At 34.9% G+C, this 22,288-nt stretch carries 21 protein-coding genes; 12 read left to right on the top strand and 9 right to left on the bottom strand.

The window, feature by feature from the left end; all coding sequences use genetic code 11:
- Window positions 1–171: 171 nt before the first annotated feature.
- A complete protein-coding gene (locus tag OPR21_RS03120; protein ID WP_265030176.1) occupies window positions 172–1,212 on the top strand; it encodes a hypothetical protein in 1,041 nt (346 codons plus the stop codon).
- Here OPR21_RS03120 and OPR21_RS03115 read toward each other — a convergent pair.
- From OPR21_RS03115 to OPR21_RS03105, 3 genes are read right to left on the bottom strand one after another with little or no spacing between them, the layout of a single operon-like run.
- Window positions 1,195–1,836, bottom strand: a complete 642-nt coding sequence (locus tag OPR21_RS03115) for an amino acid ABC transporter ATP-binding protein (RefSeq protein ID WP_077188144.1) — start codon at window positions 1,834–1,836, stop codon at window positions 1,195–1,197. The two genes, OPR21_RS03120 and OPR21_RS03115, sit on opposite strands and share 18 nt — an antisense overlap.
- A complete protein-coding gene (locus tag OPR21_RS03110; RefSeq protein WP_077188143.1) occupies window positions 1,820–2,467 on the bottom strand; it encodes an amino acid ABC transporter permease in 648 nt (215 codons plus the stop codon). Before OPR21_RS03110 ends, OPR21_RS03115 begins: the two co-directional genes overlap by 17 nt.
- Complete coding sequence (locus tag OPR21_RS03105) at window positions 2,467–3,201, bottom strand: substrate-binding periplasmic protein (protein WP_077188142.1); 735 nt, start codon at window positions 3,199–3,201, stop codon at window positions 2,467–2,469. The genes OPR21_RS03110 and OPR21_RS03105 overlap by 1 nt, the downstream gene beginning before the upstream one ends.
- Window positions 3,202–3,326: 125 nt before the next feature.
- On the opposite strand from OPR21_RS03105, the gene OPR21_RS03100 reads away from it, so the two are divergent.
- Window positions 3,327–3,782: an arginine repressor gene (locus OPR21_RS03100; RefSeq protein ID WP_064125001.1), complete on the top strand. Its 456-nt coding sequence runs from the start codon at window positions 3,327–3,329 to the stop codon at window positions 3,780–3,782.
- A gap of 53 nt (window positions 3,783–3,835) precedes the next feature.
- On the opposite strand, the gene tatC is transcribed toward OPR21_RS03100, so the two are convergent.
- Both tatC and OPR21_RS03090 read right to left on the bottom strand, forming a co-directional pair.
- Window positions 3,836–4,597 (bottom strand): twin-arginine translocase subunit TatC, encoded by a 762-nt coding sequence (tatC, locus tag OPR21_RS03095; RefSeq protein WP_006279807.1) that lies wholly within the window; start codon window positions 4,595–4,597, stop codon window positions 3,836–3,838.
- On the bottom strand, window positions 4,594–5,691 hold the full coding sequence (locus tag OPR21_RS03090) for a type I glyceraldehyde-3-phosphate dehydrogenase (protein WP_265030175.1): 1,098 nt from the start codon (window positions 5,689–5,691) through the stop codon (window positions 4,594–4,596). The genes tatC and OPR21_RS03090 overlap by 4 nt, the downstream gene beginning before the upstream one ends.
- A 560-nt stretch (window positions 5,692–6,251) precedes the next feature.
- On the opposite strand from OPR21_RS03090, the gene OPR21_RS03085 reads away from it, so the two are divergent.
- The 3 genes from OPR21_RS03085 (at window position 6,252) to OPR21_RS03075 (ending at window position 9,592) form a co-directional block, all read left to right on the top strand.
- A complete protein-coding gene (locus tag OPR21_RS03085) occupies window positions 6,252–6,416 on the top strand; it encodes a hypothetical protein (protein WP_265030174.1) in 165 nt (54 codons plus the stop codon).
- Between the two features lie 740 nt (window positions 6,417–7,156).
- Window positions 7,157–7,690 carry an HK97 family phage prohead protease gene (locus OPR21_RS03080; RefSeq protein WP_265030173.1) on the top strand — a complete coding sequence of 178 codons (534 nt, stop codon included), beginning with the start codon at window positions 7,157–7,159 and terminating at the stop codon, window positions 7,688–7,690.
- Between the two features lie 135 nt (window positions 7,691–7,825).
- Complete coding sequence (locus OPR21_RS03075; protein WP_265030172.1) at window positions 7,826–9,592, top strand: coiled-coil domain-containing protein; 1,767 nt, start codon at window positions 7,826–7,828, stop codon at window positions 9,590–9,592.
- Between the two features lie 38 nt (window positions 9,593–9,630).
- On the opposite strand, the gene OPR21_RS03070 is transcribed toward OPR21_RS03075, so the two are convergent.
- Together OPR21_RS03070 and OPR21_RS03065 are read right to left on the bottom strand one after the other, a co-directional pair.
- Entirely contained in the window at window positions 9,631–10,806 is a 1,176-nt protein-coding gene (locus OPR21_RS03070; RefSeq protein ID WP_265030171.1) for a CCA tRNA nucleotidyltransferase, read from the bottom strand.
- A 75-nt stretch (window positions 10,807–10,881) separates the two neighbouring features.
- The gene (locus OPR21_RS03065; RefSeq protein WP_265030170.1) at window positions 10,882–11,895 is read right to left on the bottom strand and encodes an OTU domain-containing protein; all 1,014 of its coding nucleotides are present in this window, start codon (window positions 11,893–11,895) and stop codon (window positions 10,882–10,884) included.
- A 118-nt stretch (window positions 11,896–12,013) separates the two neighbouring features.
- Here OPR21_RS03065 and ychF point away from each other — a divergent pair, with 118 nt between their 5' ends.
- Both ychF and OPR21_RS08685 read left to right on the top strand, forming a co-directional pair.
- The gene (gene ychF / locus OPR21_RS03060) at window positions 12,014–13,108 is read left to right on the top strand and encodes a redox-regulated ATPase YchF (protein ID WP_265030169.1); all 1,095 of its coding nucleotides are present in this window, start codon (window positions 12,014–12,016) and stop codon (window positions 13,106–13,108) included.
- Entirely contained in the window at window positions 13,101–13,295 is a 195-nt protein-coding gene (locus tag OPR21_RS08685) for a hypothetical protein (protein WP_410529736.1), read from the top strand. Before ychF ends, OPR21_RS08685 begins: the two co-directional genes overlap by 8 nt.
- A 42-nt stretch (window positions 13,296–13,337) precedes the next feature.
- Here the strand turns inward: OPR21_RS08685 and OPR21_RS03055 are convergent, their stop codons facing one another.
- Window positions 13,338–13,523 (bottom strand): hypothetical protein, encoded by a 186-nt coding sequence (locus tag OPR21_RS03055; protein WP_197907208.1) that lies wholly within the window; start codon window positions 13,521–13,523, stop codon window positions 13,338–13,340.
- A gap of 33 nt (window positions 13,524–13,556) precedes the next feature.
- Here OPR21_RS03055 and OPR21_RS03050 point away from each other — a divergent pair, with 33 nt between their 5' ends.
- The 5 genes from OPR21_RS03050 (at window position 13,557) to OPR21_RS03030 (ending at window position 19,834) form a co-directional block, all read left to right on the top strand.
- A complete protein-coding gene (locus tag OPR21_RS03050) occupies window positions 13,557–13,700 on the top strand; it encodes a hypothetical protein (RefSeq protein WP_197907209.1) in 144 nt (47 codons plus the stop codon).
- Window positions 13,701–13,853: 153 nt separating this feature from the next.
- The gene (locus tag OPR21_RS03045) at window positions 13,854–15,047 is read left to right on the top strand and encodes an ankyrin repeat domain-containing protein (RefSeq protein ID WP_077188062.1); all 1,194 of its coding nucleotides are present in this window, start codon (window positions 13,854–13,856) and stop codon (window positions 15,045–15,047) included.
- Window positions 15,040–16,845, top strand: a complete 1,806-nt coding sequence (locus tag OPR21_RS03040; RefSeq protein WP_077188063.1) for a pentapeptide repeat-containing protein — start codon at window positions 15,040–15,042, stop codon at window positions 16,843–16,845. Before OPR21_RS03045 ends, OPR21_RS03040 begins: the two co-directional genes overlap by 8 nt.
- Window positions 16,829–17,437, top strand: a complete 609-nt coding sequence (gene gmk / locus OPR21_RS03035; protein WP_236515176.1) for a guanylate kinase — start codon at window positions 16,829–16,831, stop codon at window positions 17,435–17,437. The genes OPR21_RS03040 and gmk overlap by 17 nt, the downstream gene beginning before the upstream one ends.
- 282 nt (window positions 17,438–17,719) lie before the next feature.
- Window positions 17,720–19,834 (top strand): ankyrin repeat domain-containing protein, encoded by a 2,115-nt coding sequence (locus OPR21_RS03030; protein ID WP_265030168.1) that lies wholly within the window; start codon window positions 17,720–17,722, stop codon window positions 19,832–19,834.
- Here the strand turns inward: OPR21_RS03030 and sdhA are convergent, their stop codons facing one another.
- Window positions 19,835–21,640 carry a succinate dehydrogenase flavoprotein subunit gene (gene sdhA / locus OPR21_RS03025; protein WP_265030167.1) on the bottom strand — a complete coding sequence of 602 codons (1,806 nt, stop codon included), beginning with the start codon at window positions 21,638–21,640 and terminating at the stop codon, window positions 19,835–19,837.
- Window positions 21,641–22,288 lie beyond the last annotated feature (648 nt).

Below are 22,288 nucleotides of genomic sequence, written 5' to 3'. Positions count from 1 at the left end.
AAAATTATGCTTTACATAGCATAAGGTTTGTAGTAAACCTATCGTAGAGGAACCTCACTATGGGTTAAAATTGCTAATTTTAGAGAGAATTGTGTAAAGTGTAAACTTACACTTTACACAACGAGAAAAACTTTGTAGTATTTTTTTTTCGACGAAAAGTACTACTACCGTATGAGTATAGTTTCTAATAGAAAAGAAAGTCAAGCAAAAAAAGGCAAGGAAACTTCTTTTTACTGTAAATTCCATAACTTTCACGTGCGTGGCAGCTCTCACGTAATTAATACCAATAGCAAACATGTCAAGGTACAAATCAACTCTAGAAGAAGAATAAAAGCGCGAGAAAAGTCAATTGAGCTCAAGCTTCCAGTTAGAACTTTTGATGATGAAACTCGCCTTACTTCTCGTGAGTTGCTGCAAGTTATTAAAAACAAGGAAGTAAAGGAGTTTAAGAATGGTATCTCTGCCCAATTAAAAGGACATAGCACCTATGTTTCAGAACCTTTTAATCCGTATAAAGCAAAGAAAATTTATGCCAACCAAGCACAAAAAGAAGCGGCAGAATATTTTATGGAGCTAATGACCGATAAATTTTACAGTTTTAAAAGGTCAAAAATTACGGACTTAGTTCCTATCAGAGAAAATGTTATAAGAAAAGTTTTTGAAAAGTTCCAAGATCACCCTGAAATTAAGGCAATAATGGTCTATATCAGAAACCTATGGGTAACTTACGATAAGCATTTATATAGTCTTGAAGGTATGAAAGAACAGGTTGACCACCACATTGGCCTTATCATTAAAAACACTAGTCAAGAAAAGATCGAAAAACTACTGGAATCAGGAGCAACACCACATGAAGTGTATTGCACCCTAAGAAAAATTCAGGGAGCTAATCTTTACCGTATAGGTATTTTAGCAACTCGTGGCGGCTACCTTCTTAAAGTATACATTGAGAAGAGGCTGTGTAAGTTATTAAAGTATCACTTTAATAGTTTTAAAAATAAAATGTCTAATATGGGAATCACTACCAGAAAAGATTTCTTTCTCATCACACGGAGGCACCTCCCCTTCCTCTTTAACAAAAGATATAAAAGTCTCTACCGAAGAGGACTTTTATGCCATATCCGTAATATACATTATGTAATTTTCGATGCTAAGATCTGTTATAGCTCTCAGTATGATATGAGTGATTCTCTTTTAATAATTATTTTTTAAATAGTTTGTTGGTTCATCAATTTCTTTAGGATTGATATCTACAATTATTTTTCCGTTTTTTAACAGAATAATCCGATCTGATATTTTTGTTAAAAAATCCAAATTGTGAGAAGCGATAATCATAGTAATACCCATATCTCTAACTGATTGTAGTAGTTCCACAACGTCGACTATTGTTGCTACATCTAAACCAGACGTTGGCTCATCGCATAATAGAATCCTTGGATTCATCATTAAGCTTCTGGCAAGCGCAACCCGCTGTTTTTGCCCACCGGATAGATTACTAGGGTAATCATTTTTTTTAGAGGCAATACCCAAAGACTCAAGTAGTGAATCACTTTGATCCTGAGTTTTGTTTTTAAGTTTGGGAGCATATGTAAGATTTTCCCAGACAGTCATATGTGGGAAAAGTTGAAAATCCTGAAATACAAAACCAGTACTATCATTGCATTCAATGCTACCAGAATCTAAAACTTCGAGTTTTTGTATACAACGTAACAATGTTGATTTACCACTACCAGAAGGACCAGCAAGACCAACTATAGATTGTTCTATAATCAGGTTAATATTATTAAGTACTGGAATATTATTAAATAATTTACAAACATTATGCATTTTTATCATATATACCTTTCTGTTCAATCTTTTTGCCTATATATTCAATTAGTAATACAAGAGCGTAATAATAAGCCCCAGCAAGACAAAGTGGTATAAAATAAGTAAATTGTTCTGCTGCAAGCATTTGCGCAGAGCGCATAATATCAACACCACCAATAGTAGAGATTAATGCCGTTTCTTTAAGGAGTGCAATGATCTCATTTATCATTGCAGGAAGAATATTTTTAATAACTTGTGGTAATATAATATCTCTCCACATATAGAAACTAGGTATTTGTAAAGTTTTAGCTGCTTCAAACTGGTTTTTTGATATAGTTTCAATACCAGCTCGTAAAATCTCAGCAATATAAGCACAGCTATTTAGACCAAATGCTATAATGCCAGCACTAAATATGTTTAATTTAGTTCCTGCAATGGTTGGAGTCATAAAATAAACAACACTTAACTGTAATATAAGGGGGGTGCCACGTATTACAGATATAATTCCATTAATTAATGGAATACAGATCTTATTATATCTGAGTACTGAAAATAACCCTCCTAGACTCATACCTAAAAGCAGTCCTCCAATCAATAATTTTAAAGTAAAGGCAAGGCCTGTTCCAACAAACAAGAAATTAGAAATTAATTCTTGCATCAGTTATCTCCTAGCCATTTTTCTGCTATCTTTTGTATTACACCTTTACTTTCTAAACTTTTTAACGCCTCGTTTATTTTATCCTTTAAATCAGATCCTTTATTCACAGCAATAGAATAACCATTATCTGACTTAGCGATGGCTGACCATGATAGACCAGGATTTTTTTTGCTAAATACTTTACCTTGGAATTCATCAATTAGGACGCTATCAACATGACCAGACTTTAATGTTTCTACAGCTTGATTATTATTGTCTATAGCAATAATTTGAGCTGTTGTAGGAACATGCTCTTTTAGCCAAATTTCCATGACAGTTCCTAGTTGAACGGCTATCTTCTTGTGAGTTAAGTTGTTTATACCGGCTATGGGTTTATTTTTGTGATATAGAATACCAAATTCCCCTGTATAATAACTATTTGAAAAATCAAAATTTTTTTCACGCTCTTCTGTGCTACCAATAGTAGATATAGCAGCATCTACAGAATTACTTTGCAATGCTGCAAATATAGTACTAAACTGCATATCTTTAAATATCGCTTCTTTACCTAACTCTTTTGCTACTAATTGAGCAAGCTCAATGTCAAAGCCAGTAAATTTACCATTTTCATAATATTCAAAAGGTGGATAATCTGCAGAAATTGCAAATCTAATGATATTATCGTGTTTATCTTCCTTGCATCCTGTTAATAGAATACTTATCGCTATAATAGCATTTAAAATGTATTTTTTCATATTACTAATTTATATTCATATTTTATTCATCTTGTGAATATAGACATTAAAAATTGAATAGTCAAGAAATAATGAATATAATTTCAAATATACTTATTACATATTCAATATGAGGAAAATGCATAATGCATGACAACACACTAGGTGAACATATTTTAAATATTATTCAAAATCATGAAATTTTAGAACAGAGCGATTTACAGACCTTACTCAAAAAAAGAGGGTATAACATTTCTCAGGCTACTTTATCAAGAAAATTGAAAGAACTTAAAATTGCCAAAGTTGCTGGTATGTATAAAGTAATTGACATCAACCAATATCGATTACCATTAATACTTAATATGCAAATTTCGGATTTTGGTTTAATAGTACTACACACTCAACCAGGACAAGCTAGCAGTCTGGCTTACTTTCTAGATCAGAAATATGTTATTTATTCATTAAATAATAGCAAAAACATAGGAATTATAGGAACTATAGCAGGTGATGATACAGTATTATTGATCATCAAAAGTAAGGCTGAACTTAACAAAGTATTACAATCAATTTATGAAACATTTCCATATTTAAGTCCTGAATAAGAATGTTGTAAGTTAAAAATGTGATATAAAGGAGATAAGAGGGATTTCTTTGTTTAAATCTTTGTCTTCTTTTTTTCAATATACCTACATATCAGAATGGACAATTCATATAGAATCAGCATAGGTATTGCAAGCCCTACTTGGCTTAATACATCAGGTGGAGTTAAGATTGCAGCAATAATAAAAATTACCACTATTGCGATTCTACGTTTATTTGACAAACTTTGTGCAGTCAGTAGCCCAACTCTCACCATTAATGTGAGTATGACTGGAATTTGAAATGCAGTGCCAAATGCAAACATAAATTGGAGAACGAGGTCTAAATATTCGCTAACTGATGGCATAAACTCTATCGGTATATCGAAGGATTTACCACTGTGTTCGAAGTTGATAAAAAACTTCCAGGCTAAAGGAAATATATAGTAATAGACTACAGTAGCTCCCGTTACAAATAAAACCGGTGTTGCAATTAAGTATGGCAACAACACTGCCCTTTCACTTTTATATAACCCAGGTGCTAAGAACATATAGAATTGCCATGCAAACACAGGAAAAGAGAGCAAAAGTGCACTCATCATTGCAACTCTAAGATACACAAAAAATGCCTCTGTTAAGTCTGTGTAAATTAAAGAAAAACCTTCGCTACCTTTTGTTGCTTCTATTAAAGGTGCGAGTAAAAAACGGTATATATTTTCCTTAAAGTAATAACAAAAACCAAAAGCAACGCAAAAAAATAGAAAGCAAAAGATAACTCTTTTTCTGAGTTCCGCAAAGTGCTCATAAAATGAGGCGTATTTGTTTGAGTTCCAGTTCATACTTTACTATAGCTCAATAATACTATGTCTAACATTCTCAGCGAAAAAGCCCACTCATTGTCATACCACGCTGCAACCCTGCATATATCACCTGTAACATATGTACCAGTTAAATCCACAATTGCACTATAAGGGTTATGCACAAAATCTATTGAGACTAAAGGTTCCTCGCATATAGAAAGTACATTTGACATTGGATAACCCTCTGTCATCCTAGTACCCTCTGATGTCATCCGAGTAGCTGACACTGGGATCCAGAAATTAGATTCCAGCGTCACGCGCTGGAATGACGTAGAGGAGAGAGCTGCATCCTTAAATATTTCATTGATTTCTTCAACGGTCGCTTTCTTATCAGTCGTAAATTTAAAATCAACCATAGAAACATTGCTAACTGGAACTCTGACGGAAGTGCCATCTAGTTTTCCTTTTAATTCATGGATGACAGAACCAATTGTTTTTGCTGCCCCGGTTGTAGTTGGCACCATAGATAATCCGCAAGCCCTTGCTCTACGCAAATCTTTATGATTACCATCAAGAACATTTTGATCATTCGTGTAGGCATGTATAGTAGTCATAAAACCGCTTTTTATGCCTAAACTAGAATGTAGGACTTTCACAATCGGAGCAAGGCAATTTGTAGTGCAAGAACCTGCTGATATCACTTTATGCTCTTTTTCGAGCATATCGTTATTCACACCATAAACTATAGTGACATCAGCATCTGGAACTGGAGCAGAGACAATTACTTTCTCTGCATTGTGCCTTATTGCTTCTTCACGTTTGTTGAATGCACCAGTACATTCAAGTATTACATCAACATTCCAAGGAATATTTTCAGGGCTCCGTTCTCTATACAAAGAAAACTTTCTGCCATTTATGGATAGCCAATTTTGAGACTCATTAAAATCAATATCACCACTGAATTTGCCATGAATAGAATCATATTTAATCAAATGTGCATGCTGCTTTGCACTGAGCGATCCATTGATAGCTACAACTTCTATTTGCTCACTATACTTTTCTATTTCATAAATAGCACGCAATACACTTCTGCCTATTCTACCCAGACCATTAATTCCTACACGAACCGTCATCTCTTCATTCAAAAAATTTAATTATAGAGGATATCACTTGATATTTCATTCTATTCTTTTGCTTTTCTATCGATATGAACATTATAGCAAGGAGACAGGGCTAAAAACTTGCTTGACAAACTCCGCCAGCCCCCTTATCATGGTACTGAAGCTATTTATTTATCTTCTCTGTACAGATTAAATGACAAAAAAACTCACGTATCTGGCGTCTCATGTTTAATTTTTTGCACTATGTGCACCTTATGTCTTTATAAAATTTCTAGGTTTTTACCTAATATAAGCTAAAATGCGCTTATAAAGCATTTAAAACATAAAAAAACGCCAACTTAAAAAATGGATAGTGAATAACTAGCTACCCTAGGGTTTCTTTTGCCTTTTTTTCTGTTTAGTAAATTTCTTAACGTTTATAATTTAGATTAGTTGCGGTTTAAAAGCAGCTGAGTCGTGGTTATTAAACGTTTAGAATAAAAAAACGCCATACTTGAAAGTATAATGTAAGTAATTAACCAACCACAGGGCTTCTTTTGCCTTTTTTTCGTTTGGTAAATTTCTTAATATTTATGGCTAAAGATTGCACGAATGTTGCAATTACAAAAGCGTTTCTACTAGGAGGGTGTCATCCCAGTGCCCAGACACTGGGATGGCTTTGTTGCATCGCTAGCTATGATGGATTAAAGATAAAAAAGATAGGGAATATCAGTAGCTTATTATTCTGGTATTTATAACAAGAACGGTCAATGAATACCTAAATTTGAGTAAAAGAAATTTCACTACCATTTACCAATCCGGCTAAAATTCAAGAATTTCAATGCTTTAGCTATTTTCAATGGAATTAAATTTATTAATATAAATAACAAATTACTATTCTTAAATTTGATCAGATTGATTGCAAAAAAACAAGATTTTCAATAGGTTGCTTATAATCCTAACTATAGTTAGCCTTTCATAAGTAGCGATGCAACAAAGCCCACTGGGATCCAGGAATTTTATTAAGTTGGTAAGCATAAAAGTAGCCGTTTTACGTTACAATACAATGTTTTGATGATTATGGAAAGGCTGGATCCCAGTATCACGCACTGGGATGACAAAAAAGAGGCTACTCGGATGACAAGAAAGGAGCACTGCTATTATAGAGTGAAATGAGATCCCAGTGTCAAGCACTGGAATGACATCATAGGGGCTTGCATGACATCATTCTTTTTCTTGGATCCAAGTAGTCAGGACACTGGGATGACATCATAGAGGCACTAGGATGACACCTTGACAATCGTCATTCCGCTACTTGTTAGCGCCGCGGTGGTATAACGTAGAATTTTATAACCCAGTGTCCAATCTGGATTCCAGTTAGCGTTTTTAGTAACTAAAAAAAATACTTTCCCTTTTTAGAGAACTGCATATAATAGATTTGACATTGCAGTGCGTTGTGCAAACAGAATTCCCAATACTATAACCTACAGGAGGCCTTATGAATAAGAAATTTCTCTATTCACCATTGTCAATAAAAAGTATAGGAGAAAACGGTGTATTTTCTGGTTATGCGAGCGTTTTTAACATAGTTGATAAACAAAATGATCTGATATTGCCTGGAGCATTTAAGGAAAATTTAAACAGAAATAAAATAAAACTCCTTTGGCAGCATAATCCTGACGAACCTATAGGTAGCATCATAGATATTTATGAAAATGATGTTGGCCTGTATATAACCGCACATTTACTTTTGGGTATTCAGAAAGCAGAAGAAGTGTATTTGATGCTCAAAACTGGGGCAATTAACGGACTTTCCGTCGGCTATATACCTATAGAGTATGATGTTGATCATAAAAGTGGAGCTAGAGTGTTAAAACAAGTGGAATTATGGGAAGTCAGTTTGGTCACTTTTCCTGCAAACTTGGCTGCTCAGGTAATCAATGTGAAAAATCAGAACAATGAACAGGAAGTGTTAGCAAGAGCGATAGAAAAAGCAAATGCTGTACTTGCAGACATGTACATTTCTGCTTAAAGTGTATTAGGTGGGCAAAGACTTTACCATAATTTGACACCTGTGTTAGTATTTGTTTAACATTTATACTAATATATATAACTTTATTACTATTAAAATTTTCTGTAAATTAAAGTTAAAAAATGAGGTAATTTTATGCTAAATATTAATAATAAGGTTAATTATGAAATTAATATTAAGCGAAAGGAAAAAAAATACAGCTGGTCTACTGTATTTGCTTGGTTATATCTAAAAACGATTGGACGAATATTGCCCAAGAGATGGAATAGATGGGCAGAAAATATTTTGTACTACGATAAAACTACTGCAAACAATGAAGTTCAAACTGATGCTTTTAAGACAATAGATGGAAGTGTTCAAGTTGACTTAAAACCTGAAGTTGTAGAGAAAGAGAGCCAAAGTGTAGTGATAAACAAAGATGGAGGGGTTCAGACTGATGGAGTAGCATTGATAACAGAGGAAGATGATGAAGCATTAGAAGAACAGCTGGAGGGCATAAATCAGGAATTAGAACTTGAACGTTTACAAAATGCTTCCTTAAAAGAAGAAAATAGAGAATTACGATCTGCAATTGAAGGACTTGAAAAGAGTTATAAGGGACTTACAGAAGATGCAGGCGAACGAGAAGAGGAACTAACCAAATACAAACAAGATAAAAAAGCAATGCAGGATAAAGTTGATGAACAACAGAAAACTATATTTGATCAATACATGATAATAAGAGAGCAAGGAGAAGAAATTGAAGCTACTAGGAAAGATAATGAAAGTCTGCAAGCACAAATAATAGAACTTAAGAGTAGGTTAAAGGACAAGGAGGATAAATTAATTGAATTGAATCAACAATGGCAAGCTAGCAAATTAGTGGCTTTACTTAAATCACAGACTGATAAATTGTGTCAGGCTAAAGACAAAAATACTGAATTAGAAAATAAAGTCAGTGACTTAGGTCATGAAAACAAAGCTCTACGATTAAGTGTGAATACATTGACTGCTCAATTGGGTGAAATGGAGAACTTGGGGAAGCAATTACAAAGTGTTCAAGAATCTAAACAACAATTGGAGATTGATTTAGAAGGTCAATTGAAAGCTGACACTAAGAAACTACAGGAAGCAAAAGAAGGTCAATTGGCTAAAAAGGCAGGTGCAGTGAGTACAGTATCTACTGCAAAATCAACTCTTTCAAAATTACGAAACTTGCCCAATAAGCTTTCTAGGGATAAGGGTCTCAATAACTTTTTATCTGGGAAAAACGAGGAGTTAAAAAAAGGTTTTCCTGAATTTAAAGAGAAACATTTTTGCCATAACGTGCTTAATGAAACTATAAAGTCTCTATCAAATCAAGATGATGGCAAATTTGAAAGCAGTAAGCTGCTTGAATTATTAGAAAGTAATTTGAAACAATCCGCAAGGGAGATCATAGAAGCTAAGGTTAAAGAAGTTGTCAACGAACATTGTAACATTGGAAAAAATATGGGTAAAGAACTACGAGATGACACGTTAAAAGCCAAGTTGTCACCTTCTGTTAGAAAATGCGTAAAAAAATTAGAATTTAACAAACAAGAAGGGGTAAATAAGATTGTAGACTCTATCTTGCACAGCTTTAATAGCAAGAATAATAATAATAACGACTCAGGAGAATTGCTTAAAGAAATTGTTACAGGAAAATTAACAGAGGCTAAAATGAAATGTTTTTCAAATAAGATTCAAGAGTTACAACTGGCATTAAGCATAAGAGATAAATTTTTATCTCCAGATCAGGGAATGTGTAATCAAACTCAAGGAGGAGTAAACGAATATCAATTAACAGAAAAAGCTAAAAAAGAATACACACCTCATTCCTCGATGAGTTACACTAATACTGTAAGCGTACATTCATTAAACAGCCAGGATGAGTTACACTAATACTGTAAGCGTACATTCATTAAACAGCCAGAAAGCAGTTAGAGTAGGCTCTTAGCATAAAGCACCAGCTCCTCTTTTGTTAAAGTGTAGGAGCTGTCTTCCCAATGTTGCCTGAGCAACTCTAAGTTTCTACCTAAACTTTTTCCTGGCTGGTGACCTATATTTATCAAATCATTACCAGATAAAGGAAATTTTGGAATATTGAATATATTAGCAAATGAAATATATTTATCAACATTTTCTCCAGACTCAACACCACAAATTCTTACTAAATCACAATATGATTCTCTACCAAATAAAGATATGTATTTTTTTTGCTCTTTTTCTGAAAGTTCTGTTTTGATATCGTTGGATAGTAAAAATAGCAGCTTTTTCTTTTGCTTGTTCGAAAGACGTAAAAATTTGCTTACATATTCTCCAAGACTTAGCCTGTCATTTTCTTTAGTGGTCCTAATGAGTAACGCTAATTTTACTAGTGCATCAGTGCCCAAAAGAAGTGGCGAAGACAGAATTTCGCATTTTACTTCTTTTGGGATAATCTTTTGCAAAACATCAGATTCTTGCATGCTCTTAAGTGTTGGAAAAGGATCATTGCACTCCAGCAATTTAAGTATTTCATCTCTTATTCTCTCTCCAGAGAGGTTTTGAATCATATGCGAATGCTTTTTGCATACGCTTAGTATTTCATCACTCAAATCTCCGGCACATATTTTTGCATGAAAACGAAATGCTCTTAAAATACGTAGATAGTCTTCTTTAATTCTATCTTCAGCGTTGCCTATAAAGTTTAACCTTCGCGCCTTTAAATCCTCAATGCCACCAAAGTAGTCATATATATGGCCATGCTTATCTGCATACAGAGCATTAAATGTAAAGTCGCGCCTTGAAGCATCCGCTTGCCAATTATTGGTAAATTCTACTTTTGCATGCCTACCATCACATTTCACATCATGCCTTAGTGTTGTGATCTCAAAAGATCTTTGATTTAGAACCGCAGTGATAGTTCCATGTTTTAAGCCAGTTGGAATAGTTTTTATATTACGGAGTTTTAGCGCTTTAATCGTTTGATTGGGAAGCAAATTAGTAGCTAAATCGATGTCGTGAACATCACGCTGCAAAATTGAGTCTCTCACACATCCGCCGACAAGCCTAGCCTCACCGCCAAATTCCTCTATGGCATCAATAATTAAACTAGTCTCATGGTCAACTTGCATTTAGGTTAGTACGTACTGCAAGTTCATATTATATGAAATGCTTGCAAAAGCCCTATATAAAAATATACAGGGCTATTAAGATTTTACAAGTTGTGGTGCTCGTTGTTGATGAAATGGTTCTGCCATCGATTCCGTACCACATCTTAGTAAACTTGAAGGGTTTTGCTGCTCTATGCGCTGCTTTATATCACTAACGCACTGCCCTACAACATCACCAATTTTTCCATCAGCATTTTCTGCCAATAACTTATCAAATCCCTTTTCAACCTCTGCTCTCTCAGAGATATCCTTTGAAAGGTTACAATATTCTAAGATCTCGTCTAGCTGCAGTTTTTTTGCTAATAGGAAATCTTCTTGTTCTTGCTCTTGTTTAAGTTTGGTTTCCTCTTGCAGTTGTTTTGCTAAACTTTTATTTCTATCAAGCAATGGTTCGAAATGCAATCCGCCTTTGTTTATTATATGCACAATACTACTATCATCATAATCAACTTTATTGTATTCACCTGCACTTTTTGAACCTGAATTGTCTATTAATTCATGCAAAGACAGATCTTGGTTATCAACAGTCTGGTTCTCTATAACATGTAGCTTTACCTTATACTTTTCACAAAGTATTCTGCCTTCAACGTCAGGATCACCCCACCTACTGTTACGCATAATGTCTGCTGTATAATCATCTACAGTTTCACTACGGTGCTGGCCATTGTTATCATGACTATTGACAATTGCATTTGTAAACCACTTTGGTGGATTCTTTTGCGCAAATTCTTTACAATCATTTCTTAATTTTTCGATAGTAACTTGCTCTCCTGTCTGTTGTTCTAGACTTTGTCTGAACGAGTCAAAAAAGCAGCTTCCATTACCAATTGCTTGTCCTACATGGAAATTGTCAGGGTAAGGATTACTATTTAAAAGAGTTATTTCTTGTCCAGAGCTCTTGAACCTTTTCGGACTTCCAGTATCGTAAAAATCATTTGATAGTTTCCGTTTCCTAGGTACATTCATTTGCCCTGAGATCTTGGGCCTTTTTATTCCAACCTCAACATCATGAAAATCACTTGGTAGCTTCCGTTTCCTAGGTTCAGCCATAGTTTTTACCTTAATTTGAGCTATATGTTACTATACCAACAAAATTATTAATAAGCAACTAATTAAGTATAGCAGAAATTTTTAAATTATGCAATAGTTATAATTTTACATAGCAAATATGAGCTTTAACTGCGGTATAGTTGGGTTACCAAACATAGGAAAATCAACCTTATTTAATGCGCTTACAGAGTCAAGTGCAGCCGAAGCTGCGAACTACCCTTTCTGCACAATTGAGCCAAATATAGGCAAGATTTCGATAAAAGATCAGCGTTTGAAACAAATCGCAGCAATTGCAGGCTCAGAGAAGATAATTTATAATCAATTAGAAGTTGTAGATATTGCAGGTCTGGTAAAGGGTGCGAGCAAAGGTGAAGGGCTCGGCAATAAATTTTTAAGCCATATCAGAGAAGTTGATGCTATCGTTCATCTGCTCAGGTGCTTTACGGATGACGATATCAGCCATGTACAAAGTAAAATAGATCCAATATCAGATGCTGAAGTGGTAGAAATGGAATTAATCCTAGCTGATATTGATAGCATAGAAAAAAGGCTTCCTCAATTGGAAAAGAAAGCAAAGCAAGGTGATAAAGAGCTAAAGAGACAACTTGAATTAATGCAAGAGGTATTAGCTACTTTAAAATTAGGTAAACCTGCAAGAAGTTTGGAGAATATCAATGAAGATGAGATGAAGTTGCTTCAATTGCTGACAACAAAGCCCGTTATGTACGTTTGCAATGTTGAAGATACAAATGTTATAACTGGCAATGAATTATCTAAAAAGGTAGAGAGGATGGCGGAGGAAAATAAAAGCAAATTTTATTGCATTTCAGCAAAACTCGAAGCAGATATTGCAAATCTTGATAGTGAAGAGGAAAAACAGAGTTTTTTATCAGAATTTGGCTTACAAGAATCAGGCCTTGATGGAGTAGCGCGTATTATGTATGAAGTGCTGAGTATGATAACTTTCTTTACTGTGGGCCCCAAAGAAGCACGGGCATGGCCAGTAAAAATAGGGTCAACAGCCGATAAAGCAGCAGGTGTAATCCACACTGATTTTGAGAAAGGCTTTATAAAAGCAGAGACAATAAGCTTTGCAGACTACATAAAGTATGGAAGTGAATCAGCTTGCAAAGACGCAGGAAAAATTCGCTTTGAAGGCAGAGATTACATCGTGCAAGATGGTGATATAATGCACTTTAGGTTTAATGTGTAGTTTATTATGCAGCCACTTATTTAAAGTTAAGTTTTCTGGATCCCAGTGTCTGGGCACTGGGATGACAAGAAAGGGAGCACTGGAATTTTTGTTTCAATATTTGTACATTAGCCATACATCTGAACAGATACCTCCCCTAAACGGATACACTGTAGAAGGAGAGTTTCTTCTCCCCAGTAAAGACTAGATTCCAGACTGGAATGACAGCAGTCCTACGTCATACCGCGATTCATTCCATAGCTGTACGAACATTCATTTTTGAAGGTAAATTGCACAGCAAATGGTCAGTGCTTGGCACTGGAATAACGTCCTCCTTTGTCATCCCAGTGCCCAGACACTGGGATCCAGTTTTCCATATAATCTCATCGAAAATGTTGTAACCACTTTCTATGCTAGTTTGCTTGCTTACAAGCAAACTTTTCTGGATCCAAGTAGTCTGGGCACTGGGATGACAGGAGAAGGAGGCTACTTGCATGACACCATTCTTTTTTCTGGATCCCAGTGTCTGGGCACTGGGATGACGAGAAAGGAGCACTGGGATGACATCCTCCCTAGCGGAGATTGCTCTCAAATCACAATGTTCGTACAGTAAGCACTGACCACTTTGCTTCAATATTTGCGATGCCCCTGAACAGATACAAAAAATCTATTGTTTTTTTATAAATTAAATCCTAAGGCATTTTTTACTGTAGATTAATCATTTGATTATAGTATCATTTTAATTAAGCTTATGCTTGGGATATTTATGAAAAATATTTTATATTTTATATTATTAGCTGTTGTATTCGGATCACTGAGCCTATTTGCTGTAGAGCAATTTGAAGAAAAGAAAATTGAATCAGTTCATAAAAACGAAAATGTAGGTGTAAGGAAGCAAGATAGCACAAATCAAAAAGATGAGTTAAAAAGCAACGTCGATGCTAAACAAACACAAGAGGCTGAGAGCAAAAGATTAGACGGCACTACCGATAAAGAGAAACTGCAACACAACGAGAACAAAGCTTTCGTGGTTGAAAAAACTATAAGTGAAGGTGAAAGGATTGATAAAGATTTGCCAAATGACCAGCTAGAAGGAAGCACAGACAAATTTGCTCAAAATTTACCAAATGTGGCCAATAAAGAAGTGAATAAAGATTTGAAACCAGAGCCTTTGCCTTTAAGTGCTGATTTAAATGAGAATACAGCTAACCCGCAAAAAAATCTACAAGCTGATCAGAAGATTGATATAAAAGATAATGAACTTTCAAAAAGTGATGCGAGTCAATTATTAGAGGGAAAAAAAGAAAAAGTAGAGAATCAGTCTGAAGAAAAAAAAGTGAAAGAAACAAACAGTAATTCCAAGGACCGCAATAGAGTAAAACCTATAACTAAAAAAGATGAAGAAGAGCAAAGTGAAAAGAAAAGTTTACAAAAATGGACAAAGCTAAACAGAGAACCAATAAAAGAATGGGGTCATAAAGACATACAAAGCAAGTCAATATATAAACGACAATATGATAGCCTTAATGAGCATCTTCCTACAACTGTGTTTATTGATGATTACAGTAAGCAATTTTTTTACTGCATTAAGAAGAACAACTTAACTTGCTTAAGAGGAGTAATAAGTAAGCTAGAAAAAATTGGATTAACAATTCAAGAGATACTAAGGTTTAGAAATAAATTGGGTGATACTCCTCTCATTTATTCAGTTAAACAAGGTGAGGTAGACATAGTGCGCTTTCTCTTATTACAAGGTGCTGATCTTAGAGTAGTTAACAATAATTTTCAATCCCCAATTGATATAGCAATCGAAAAAAAGCAGATCAATATAATAAATGCGATTGCCGAAATGATGCCACATCTTTTGGAGGATAGAAAAATAGACAATAAAGAAAGCTCAGCAATGTACGATTGGGCTGTGAAAACGAAAGAAATACAGTGCGATAAGCAAGATGATTAGATTTTTGATATTAATTTTAGTTGGTCATTTATGTTATGGAAACGAAACAAATGATGAAAAAAATCAGATTAGTGATTTTTTAAACGCTTTGCGTGATGCAAAATACGTATCTTACAGTAAAAAAGACTTTGCTGAATTTTTGGTGCAGTGCCACAAAGAGGGCGTGCCAGAAGATTTTAAGAAAGGTTTTGGTTCTAACTTAAATGGAGCTAATTTTAACCAACTGTACCTAAGTAAATCTGTTTTTGATGGAGTAAGTCTGATTGGTGCTGATTTTTCTAACACCGATTTATCCGACGTGTCTTTCATTGATGTTGATTTACGTGGTGCTAATTTCTCCAATGCTAATTTACATGGCATTAAAATAAAAGGTACAAATTTGAGTTTTACAAAATTTGTTTCTGCAAACTTAACAGATATCGTATTTGATCAGTCTAATGTTAGTTATGCTGATTTTATCAGTTCCGATCTCAAAAAAGTGAGTATGCACAACGTAATTGGTTTGCATACTAATTTCTCGAATGTGAAAATGAATTTCTCCAACTTATCAAACTCGAATGTTAGCCACGTAAATTTTAGTGATAGTGAAATAAACGATACTGTTATGCAGAAAAACAACCTTGATAATGCAAGTTTCTTTGGAGTGGATGCATATAAATTAAAGATACAATTTTCTTCATTAAAAAATGCTAACATATATGGTGCAGAGTTAAAAGAATCAGACTTTACAGGTAGCAATCTTTCCGCTGCCTACCTTAATTCTTCTATCATAATTAACAGTAACTTCGACGAAACTAATTTAAGCAACACACAAATTTCCTATGTGAATGACGATAATTCAAGTTTTGTTCAATCTATACTAAATGGTTCCAAGATAAAGCATACATATGTTTCTGAAGCAAATCTTCAGGATGCTGATTTATCCAATATTGATTTTAGTTTTAGTGAACTGCATCAAGTTAATGTCTCTAATGCTGACATTCGTCACGGAAAGTTTCATAATACTAAAGTTGCGAATTCTAACATGAATGGCTCATTTTTTGACCATTCACTATTCACCTCTGCGAAGATAGAAGATTCAGACCTTTCTACAACTTCAATGTATAAGATAAAAATCCAAGACTCTCAAGTTTATAACAGTACACTTTCTCGCCATAATATTGATTCCAGTGAAATAGAAAATTCAACATTCTTTAATTTATTAGCTGATAATTCAAGCTGGTCTAATTTAAAAGTAACTAATTCAAATTTTATTGAAAGCGATTTCAGATCTTCTTTGCTTCACGCTAATGCCTTTAGGAAAACTAGCTTTTTTCTTAGCAATTTGAGCAATTCAACAATTAGTGATATGTCTTTTCTCTCTTCAAGCATATATAAAAGTTCAGTTGTTGATGCTCACTTAACAGGTTGCAAATTTGATAATTCAATTTTGATTGACAATAAAGGACAGAAAAAACTTGCAGGTTCAGAAAATGCTATAACTTCGATTAAAGATTTGCAAGAGAAAATATCACAGGGTGAAAAATTTAATGTAAATTATTCTTACTTTGAATTTAAGAATATGAATTTAGAAAATGCCGATTTTTCTAATTCAACATTGAGTAGAGCAAAGTTTGTAAACGTTAATTTGAATAAGGCAAATTTTGAAAAGACCGATTTGCGCTATACTGTCTTTGATAACTCTTCTCTCATTGGCACCAACTTATCAAATTCTAATTTAGAAGGTTCTAGCTTTTTAAACTCTGATCCAAAAAGCACCATGTTAAAAAATGCAAAGAAAAATGACCATAAAAAGTGAGGGCGTATTATTGGTTCTATCCTCCCCTTCTGGAGCTGGAAAAACTACTATATCAGCAAAATTACTTGAGCGATCAACTAATTTAGTTAGGTCTGTTTCTATGACTACGCGCAAGCCTCGCCCCGGCGAAATAAATGGAAAAGACTATTTTTTCGTTACCGAAGAAAAATTTCACGAGTTATGCAAAGCTGGCCAAATGCTTGAATACGCCAAAGTTTTTGAGAATTTTTATGGTATACCAAGAAATTTTATAGAGCAAAACTTAAGCAATGGAATAAGCGTTTTACTCAGCATAGACTGGCAAGGAGCATTTCACTTATTCAAGCTCATGAGAAAAAAAGTTGTAAGTGTTTTTATACTTCCCCCTTCAATGGAAGAGCTTAGGTTGCGTTTGCAAAAGCGTAATAGTGATGATGCAAGCGAAATAGAGCGCAGATTAGCCGAAGCTCAAAAAGAGATAAGCAAACGTGATAAATATGATTATGTAATAATCAATGATGATATTGACAAAAGTGTAGAAGAGATAAGCTCCATACTAAATAAAGAAAGACTTAAAAAATCAGAAGAAAAACCAAGCCTGGAAGATTTATAAAAAATCAATTTGGATATTTGCAGCTATAGTTTCTTATCCTATTTTAGCCAATAGCACGTTTCACAGTTTAGCTATATTTATTATTTTTTAAGATTAAATGGTTAAAATAGTAGCAACTGTTCAAGTGAGGATTTGACTATGATAACAGATTTTCTAATAGAAACTAGTTTTCTGCCTTTCCACCTATACATATACAACGTTTAGCTCAATTTAAAAGTCAAACTTCTTGGTTGTTAGTTTAGTGCTGACAACTTAAATAGCTTTTAATATTGAGGTTTTAGTATGGGTATAGATATAACTGCACTAACTACTAATGCAGATAAATTAGGTGAATGCATAGATAAAAATAAAAAGCAAGAGCAGGATAGAAAAGACGAACAATTGTATGGCATTATAGAGAGAAAGGTAAAAAAAGAAGAACACAAGCGTGAAAAACCAAGAGGTCAAGATGGAGCTCTCAAGGAGTGTAAAAGGTTATTCAAGGAAGGTGCTAGCCCTGAAGTATTAACTAAATTAGAAGAATCACTTAGAGAACAAGAAAAATATTATAGGTATTATGTCCAATGCTTCCTTCCAGTGCTAGATAAAGCAATAAAACGATCGAAAAAAATATCAAATGAAACAAAAGAACGAGTAAAGCAAGTAATTTCAGAAATTACTGATAATAGCAAATATTGTTCTAATAGTATTACCCACAACCAAAATGATCGTAGGAATAGTGAAGATAGTGAAGCAGAAAGTGGCTACGGTAGCGATGTTGAAGATGATCATAAAGTAGAAATAAGCAACGAAATAACAAATAGCAATGCTCTATTACTAAAAGCGATCAAAAATGGAAATAACAGGAAATTTAAAAAATATCTAAAAGATTGTACGGATATTAATAGTGTAAAAGGTGAAAAAGACAACAATATTTTACACCTTATCGTGTCGTTGGAAAAGAAACAGAAATGCAAGTTTCTAGGTACCCTAATAAAAACGGTCACCGAGGAAGATTTAGCACAACTCATTAATAGTAAAAATCAGGAAGAACAAACGCCTCTTCATCAGTTGCTTCAGCATATAAAAGAAAAGAATGAGGATCGATCATGTACAGATAGAAAATTTGAAAAAACAAATAGGTATAAAGCCTTAGAGTTATTTCTACAAAATGGTGCAGATATTACTGTGCAAGATAAAGATGGAAAAAATGCTCTGCACTATATTGCTTCATTCAAAGGAGAACAAAAAGTTACATGTTTAGAGTTGATTTCAAATAAAGATGATGCTGTAAATACTACTAACAGGGAAGGATTAACACCTCTTCATCAGCTGCTTCAGCATATAAAAGGAAAGAATGAGGATCGATCATGTACAGATAGAAAATTTGAAAAAACTAAAAGGTATGAAACCCTAGAACTATTGCTAAAAAACGGTGCAGATATTACTGTGCAAGATAAAGATGAAAAAAATGCTCTGCACTATATTGCTTCATTCAAAGGAGAACAAAAAGTTACATGTTTGGAATTGATTTTAGGTTTAGTAAAAAATGGAACAATATCTAAAGATAAATTAGGTAAAGCTATAAATGCTAAGAATGGAGAAGGGAACACACCCCTAGAATTGGCATTAAAGAAAAAAGCAGAAAAAAGAAGTATCGAATACCTACCGCAAGGAACAATTTTTGATACAGCAGCTGCTTATGACAATACAACAAAATTTTGTACAATGCTGCTAGAAATAGGCGCTGATCCCTGTTCTCTGGAGCTGAAAGATCCAAAATTCCATACTAAAAAGTACTATTTAACTTTACGAGATCTAAAAGATTATTCAGGGACTCCACAGAAAGCACAGGAGAAAGCTAAAGAACTAAAAGAGAAGCTTGAAGAAAAATACCACTGTAAAACTGCTTCAAAAAAATGCAAGTCTGGCATTAAAGAAGCAGGTTCTGGTATAAAAAAAGGAGTATCTGCTGTAGCAGGATTCATAGATCCAGCAAAAAGGACCCGCGAACTGTTAGCAATCACGATAACGATTACTGTTATTGCAATGGTAACATTTGCTTTCTTTCAGGGTCAAATGGCAATTGGAGCAGCCATTCCTATCATAGCTGTTGCTGGAGTTATATGCCTTACTTTAACTTTAGGATTTAGTGGTATTAAGAAACTTTTTGAAAAATCAACCAACAAAGCACAGGACACATTTAACGACAAAAACCGCTCTAATTCAACAACAGAGCAGAATCAAGCTTCGAAGAACCTTGTTAATAATGATCAACAGAATTTAAGGAATGAGACTAAAAATCAAGCAGTACAAGAGTCACCAAATCAATCAGAGCATACTGAGAGTCCTCCAGACACTAAAATGAGTGCCATATCAATAATGAACTCGTTGAAAAATTGTGTAGGGATAGTGTAACTAGTAAACCCTCTTCTCTGGCGCTATGAAATCAATCTCACCGCTCAGAGTTTTTTCAGCCACTTTTTTATAATCAATTTTTACGTTAATTTGCCCTTTCTTTTCTTCAAGCCACGCTATAGTGTGCTTCATCCAGTTTTTGTCATCACGTTCAGGAAAGTCTTCACGAGCATGGGCACCTCTGCTCTCCTTTCGATTAGCTGCGCATTCCATGGTAATAACCGCTTGTGGGATCATGTTAGCAAGCTCCAGTGCTTCAACTAAATCACTATTCCACATCATACTGCGATCCTCAAGTGAAATATCAGGCATCATTTTTGCTACCTTTTTTATAGCTTTTTTGCCTTCTTCTAAAACTTCAGCAACACGGAACACTGATGCGTACTTTTGCATAGTGTTCTGCATTTCACTGCGTATTTTTGCTACTTTTAGCCCACCGGAGGCAAATCGCATTTTATTAAATCTATCTACTATCCAGTCTGTGCAGTCTGAATGCAATTTTTTATGTGGTGTACCGGATTTTAGTTTCTCTCTTGCTCTGAGCGCTGCAGCTCTACCAAAAACCACAAGATCAAGAAGCGAGTTAGAACCAAGTCGATTTGCACCGTGCACAGAAACACATGCAGCTTCTCCAATTGCAAATAGTCCATCTACCACTTCTTCCTTACCTTGCTTCAGCGTGATCACTTCTCCATAATAATTGGTTGGAATGCCACCCATGTTATAGTGAACAGTCGGAATGACCGGTATTGGATCTTTAGTGACATCAACTCCAGCAAAAGTTCTTGCGGTTTCGCTGATGCCCGGCAATCTGAGTTTTATTACTTCCGGATCAAGATGCGCTATAGTTAAATACATATGATCTTTTTTTGGTCCAACCCCCCTTCCCTCTCTAATTTCAATTGTTATTGCGCGACTTACCACATCACGGGAAGCTAAATCTCTTGCTTTTGGTGCGTAACGTTCCATAAACTTCTCGCCCTGAGAATTAACGAGGTACCCCCCTTCACCACGGCATCCTTCTGTCATCAGGCACCCTGAGCCATATATTCCTGTTGGATGAAATTGTACAAATTCCATATCTTCAAGTGGTAATCCAGCCCTTACTACCATGCCATTACCATCACCTGTGCAGGTATGCGCACTTGTTGCAGAGAAATAAACACGTCCATATCCACCTGTTGCTAACACCACTCTATGCGCACGAAATCTATGTAATGTGCCGTCGCATAGCGACCAAGCAAGAACTCCGCAGCATGCTCCGGTTTCGCTATCCATAATTAAATCAATCACAAAGTATTCAACAAAAAATTCAGCGTTGAATTTAAGACACTGCTGATATAGAGTGTGAAGGATTGCGTGCCCAGTCTTATCTGCTGCCGCACAAGTGCGCTGCGCTGATTTTCCTTTACCAAAGTGAGTTGTCATTCCACCAAAGGAACGCTGGTATATTTTGCCATCTTCTGTACGAGAAAAAGGTACGCCAAAATTTTCAAGTTCAATAACAGCTTTAGCAGCGTTTTTACACATATATTCTATTGCATCTTGATCACCAAGCCAGTCTGAACCTTTTATTGTGTCATATGCATGCCAGCGCCAATCGTCTTCACCGATATTACCTAAAGCTGCACTAATTCCGCCTTGTGCTGCAACTGTATGACTTCGTGTAGGGAAAATTTTAGAAATGCAGGCAACTGAAAAATTAGTTGCAGCCATCCCAAGCGTTGCTCTGAGCCCTGCTCCACCTGCACCTACTACTACCACGTCATACTCATGTTCTATGATCTCATACGCTGACTTATCCATATTTACTTATTTTATCATTACAGGCTTATGATATCACAGAAGTAGAAAAAATCTATACAAGTTTTCTATAGTTAAGACGTCATGCCGCCGCGGCGCTAACAAGTAGCGGGATGACGGTTGTCGGGGTGTCATGAAAGTAGCTGACACTTGGGGTCTATGTTTTTTCTGGTCACACGTACAGCTGTACGAACATTGTGCTACTAGTAGGGTGTCATGCCAGTGCTTGACACTGGCATCCAGGAATTTTATTAAGTTGGTGAGTATAAAAGTAGCTGTTTTATGTTAAAATACGACGTTTTCGATGAGATTATATGGAAAACTGGATTCCAGTGTCAAGCACTGGAATGACATCACAGAGGCACTGGAATGACACCTCTCTTGGGCTCTTTTAGCTATAAACATTAAGAAATTTACCAAACGAAAAAAAAGGCAAAAGAAGCCCCGTGGTTATTATCCGCTTTAAAATATTGGCGTTTTTTATGTTTTAAACGCTTGACAAGCGAAATTCAGCTGCTTTTAATTGCAACTAACCTACGCTGCAAATGTTTAAGAAATTTACCAAGCAGAAAAAAAGACAAAGAATCCCCGAGTTAGCTAGTCTTTTACTATCTTTGTCGAGTATTGGCATTTTTTGATGTCTTGTAACGC

The sequence above is a fragment of the Wolbachia endosymbiont (group A) of Philonthus cognatus genome, assembly GCF_947251755.1.
In the GTDB taxonomy this organism is placed as follows: domain Bacteria; phylum Pseudomonadota; class Alphaproteobacteria; order Rickettsiales; family Anaplasmataceae; genus Wolbachia; species Wolbachia pipientis.
Note: the sequence above shows the minus strand (reverse complement) of the source record. Positions and strands in the feature narration are given on the sequence as shown.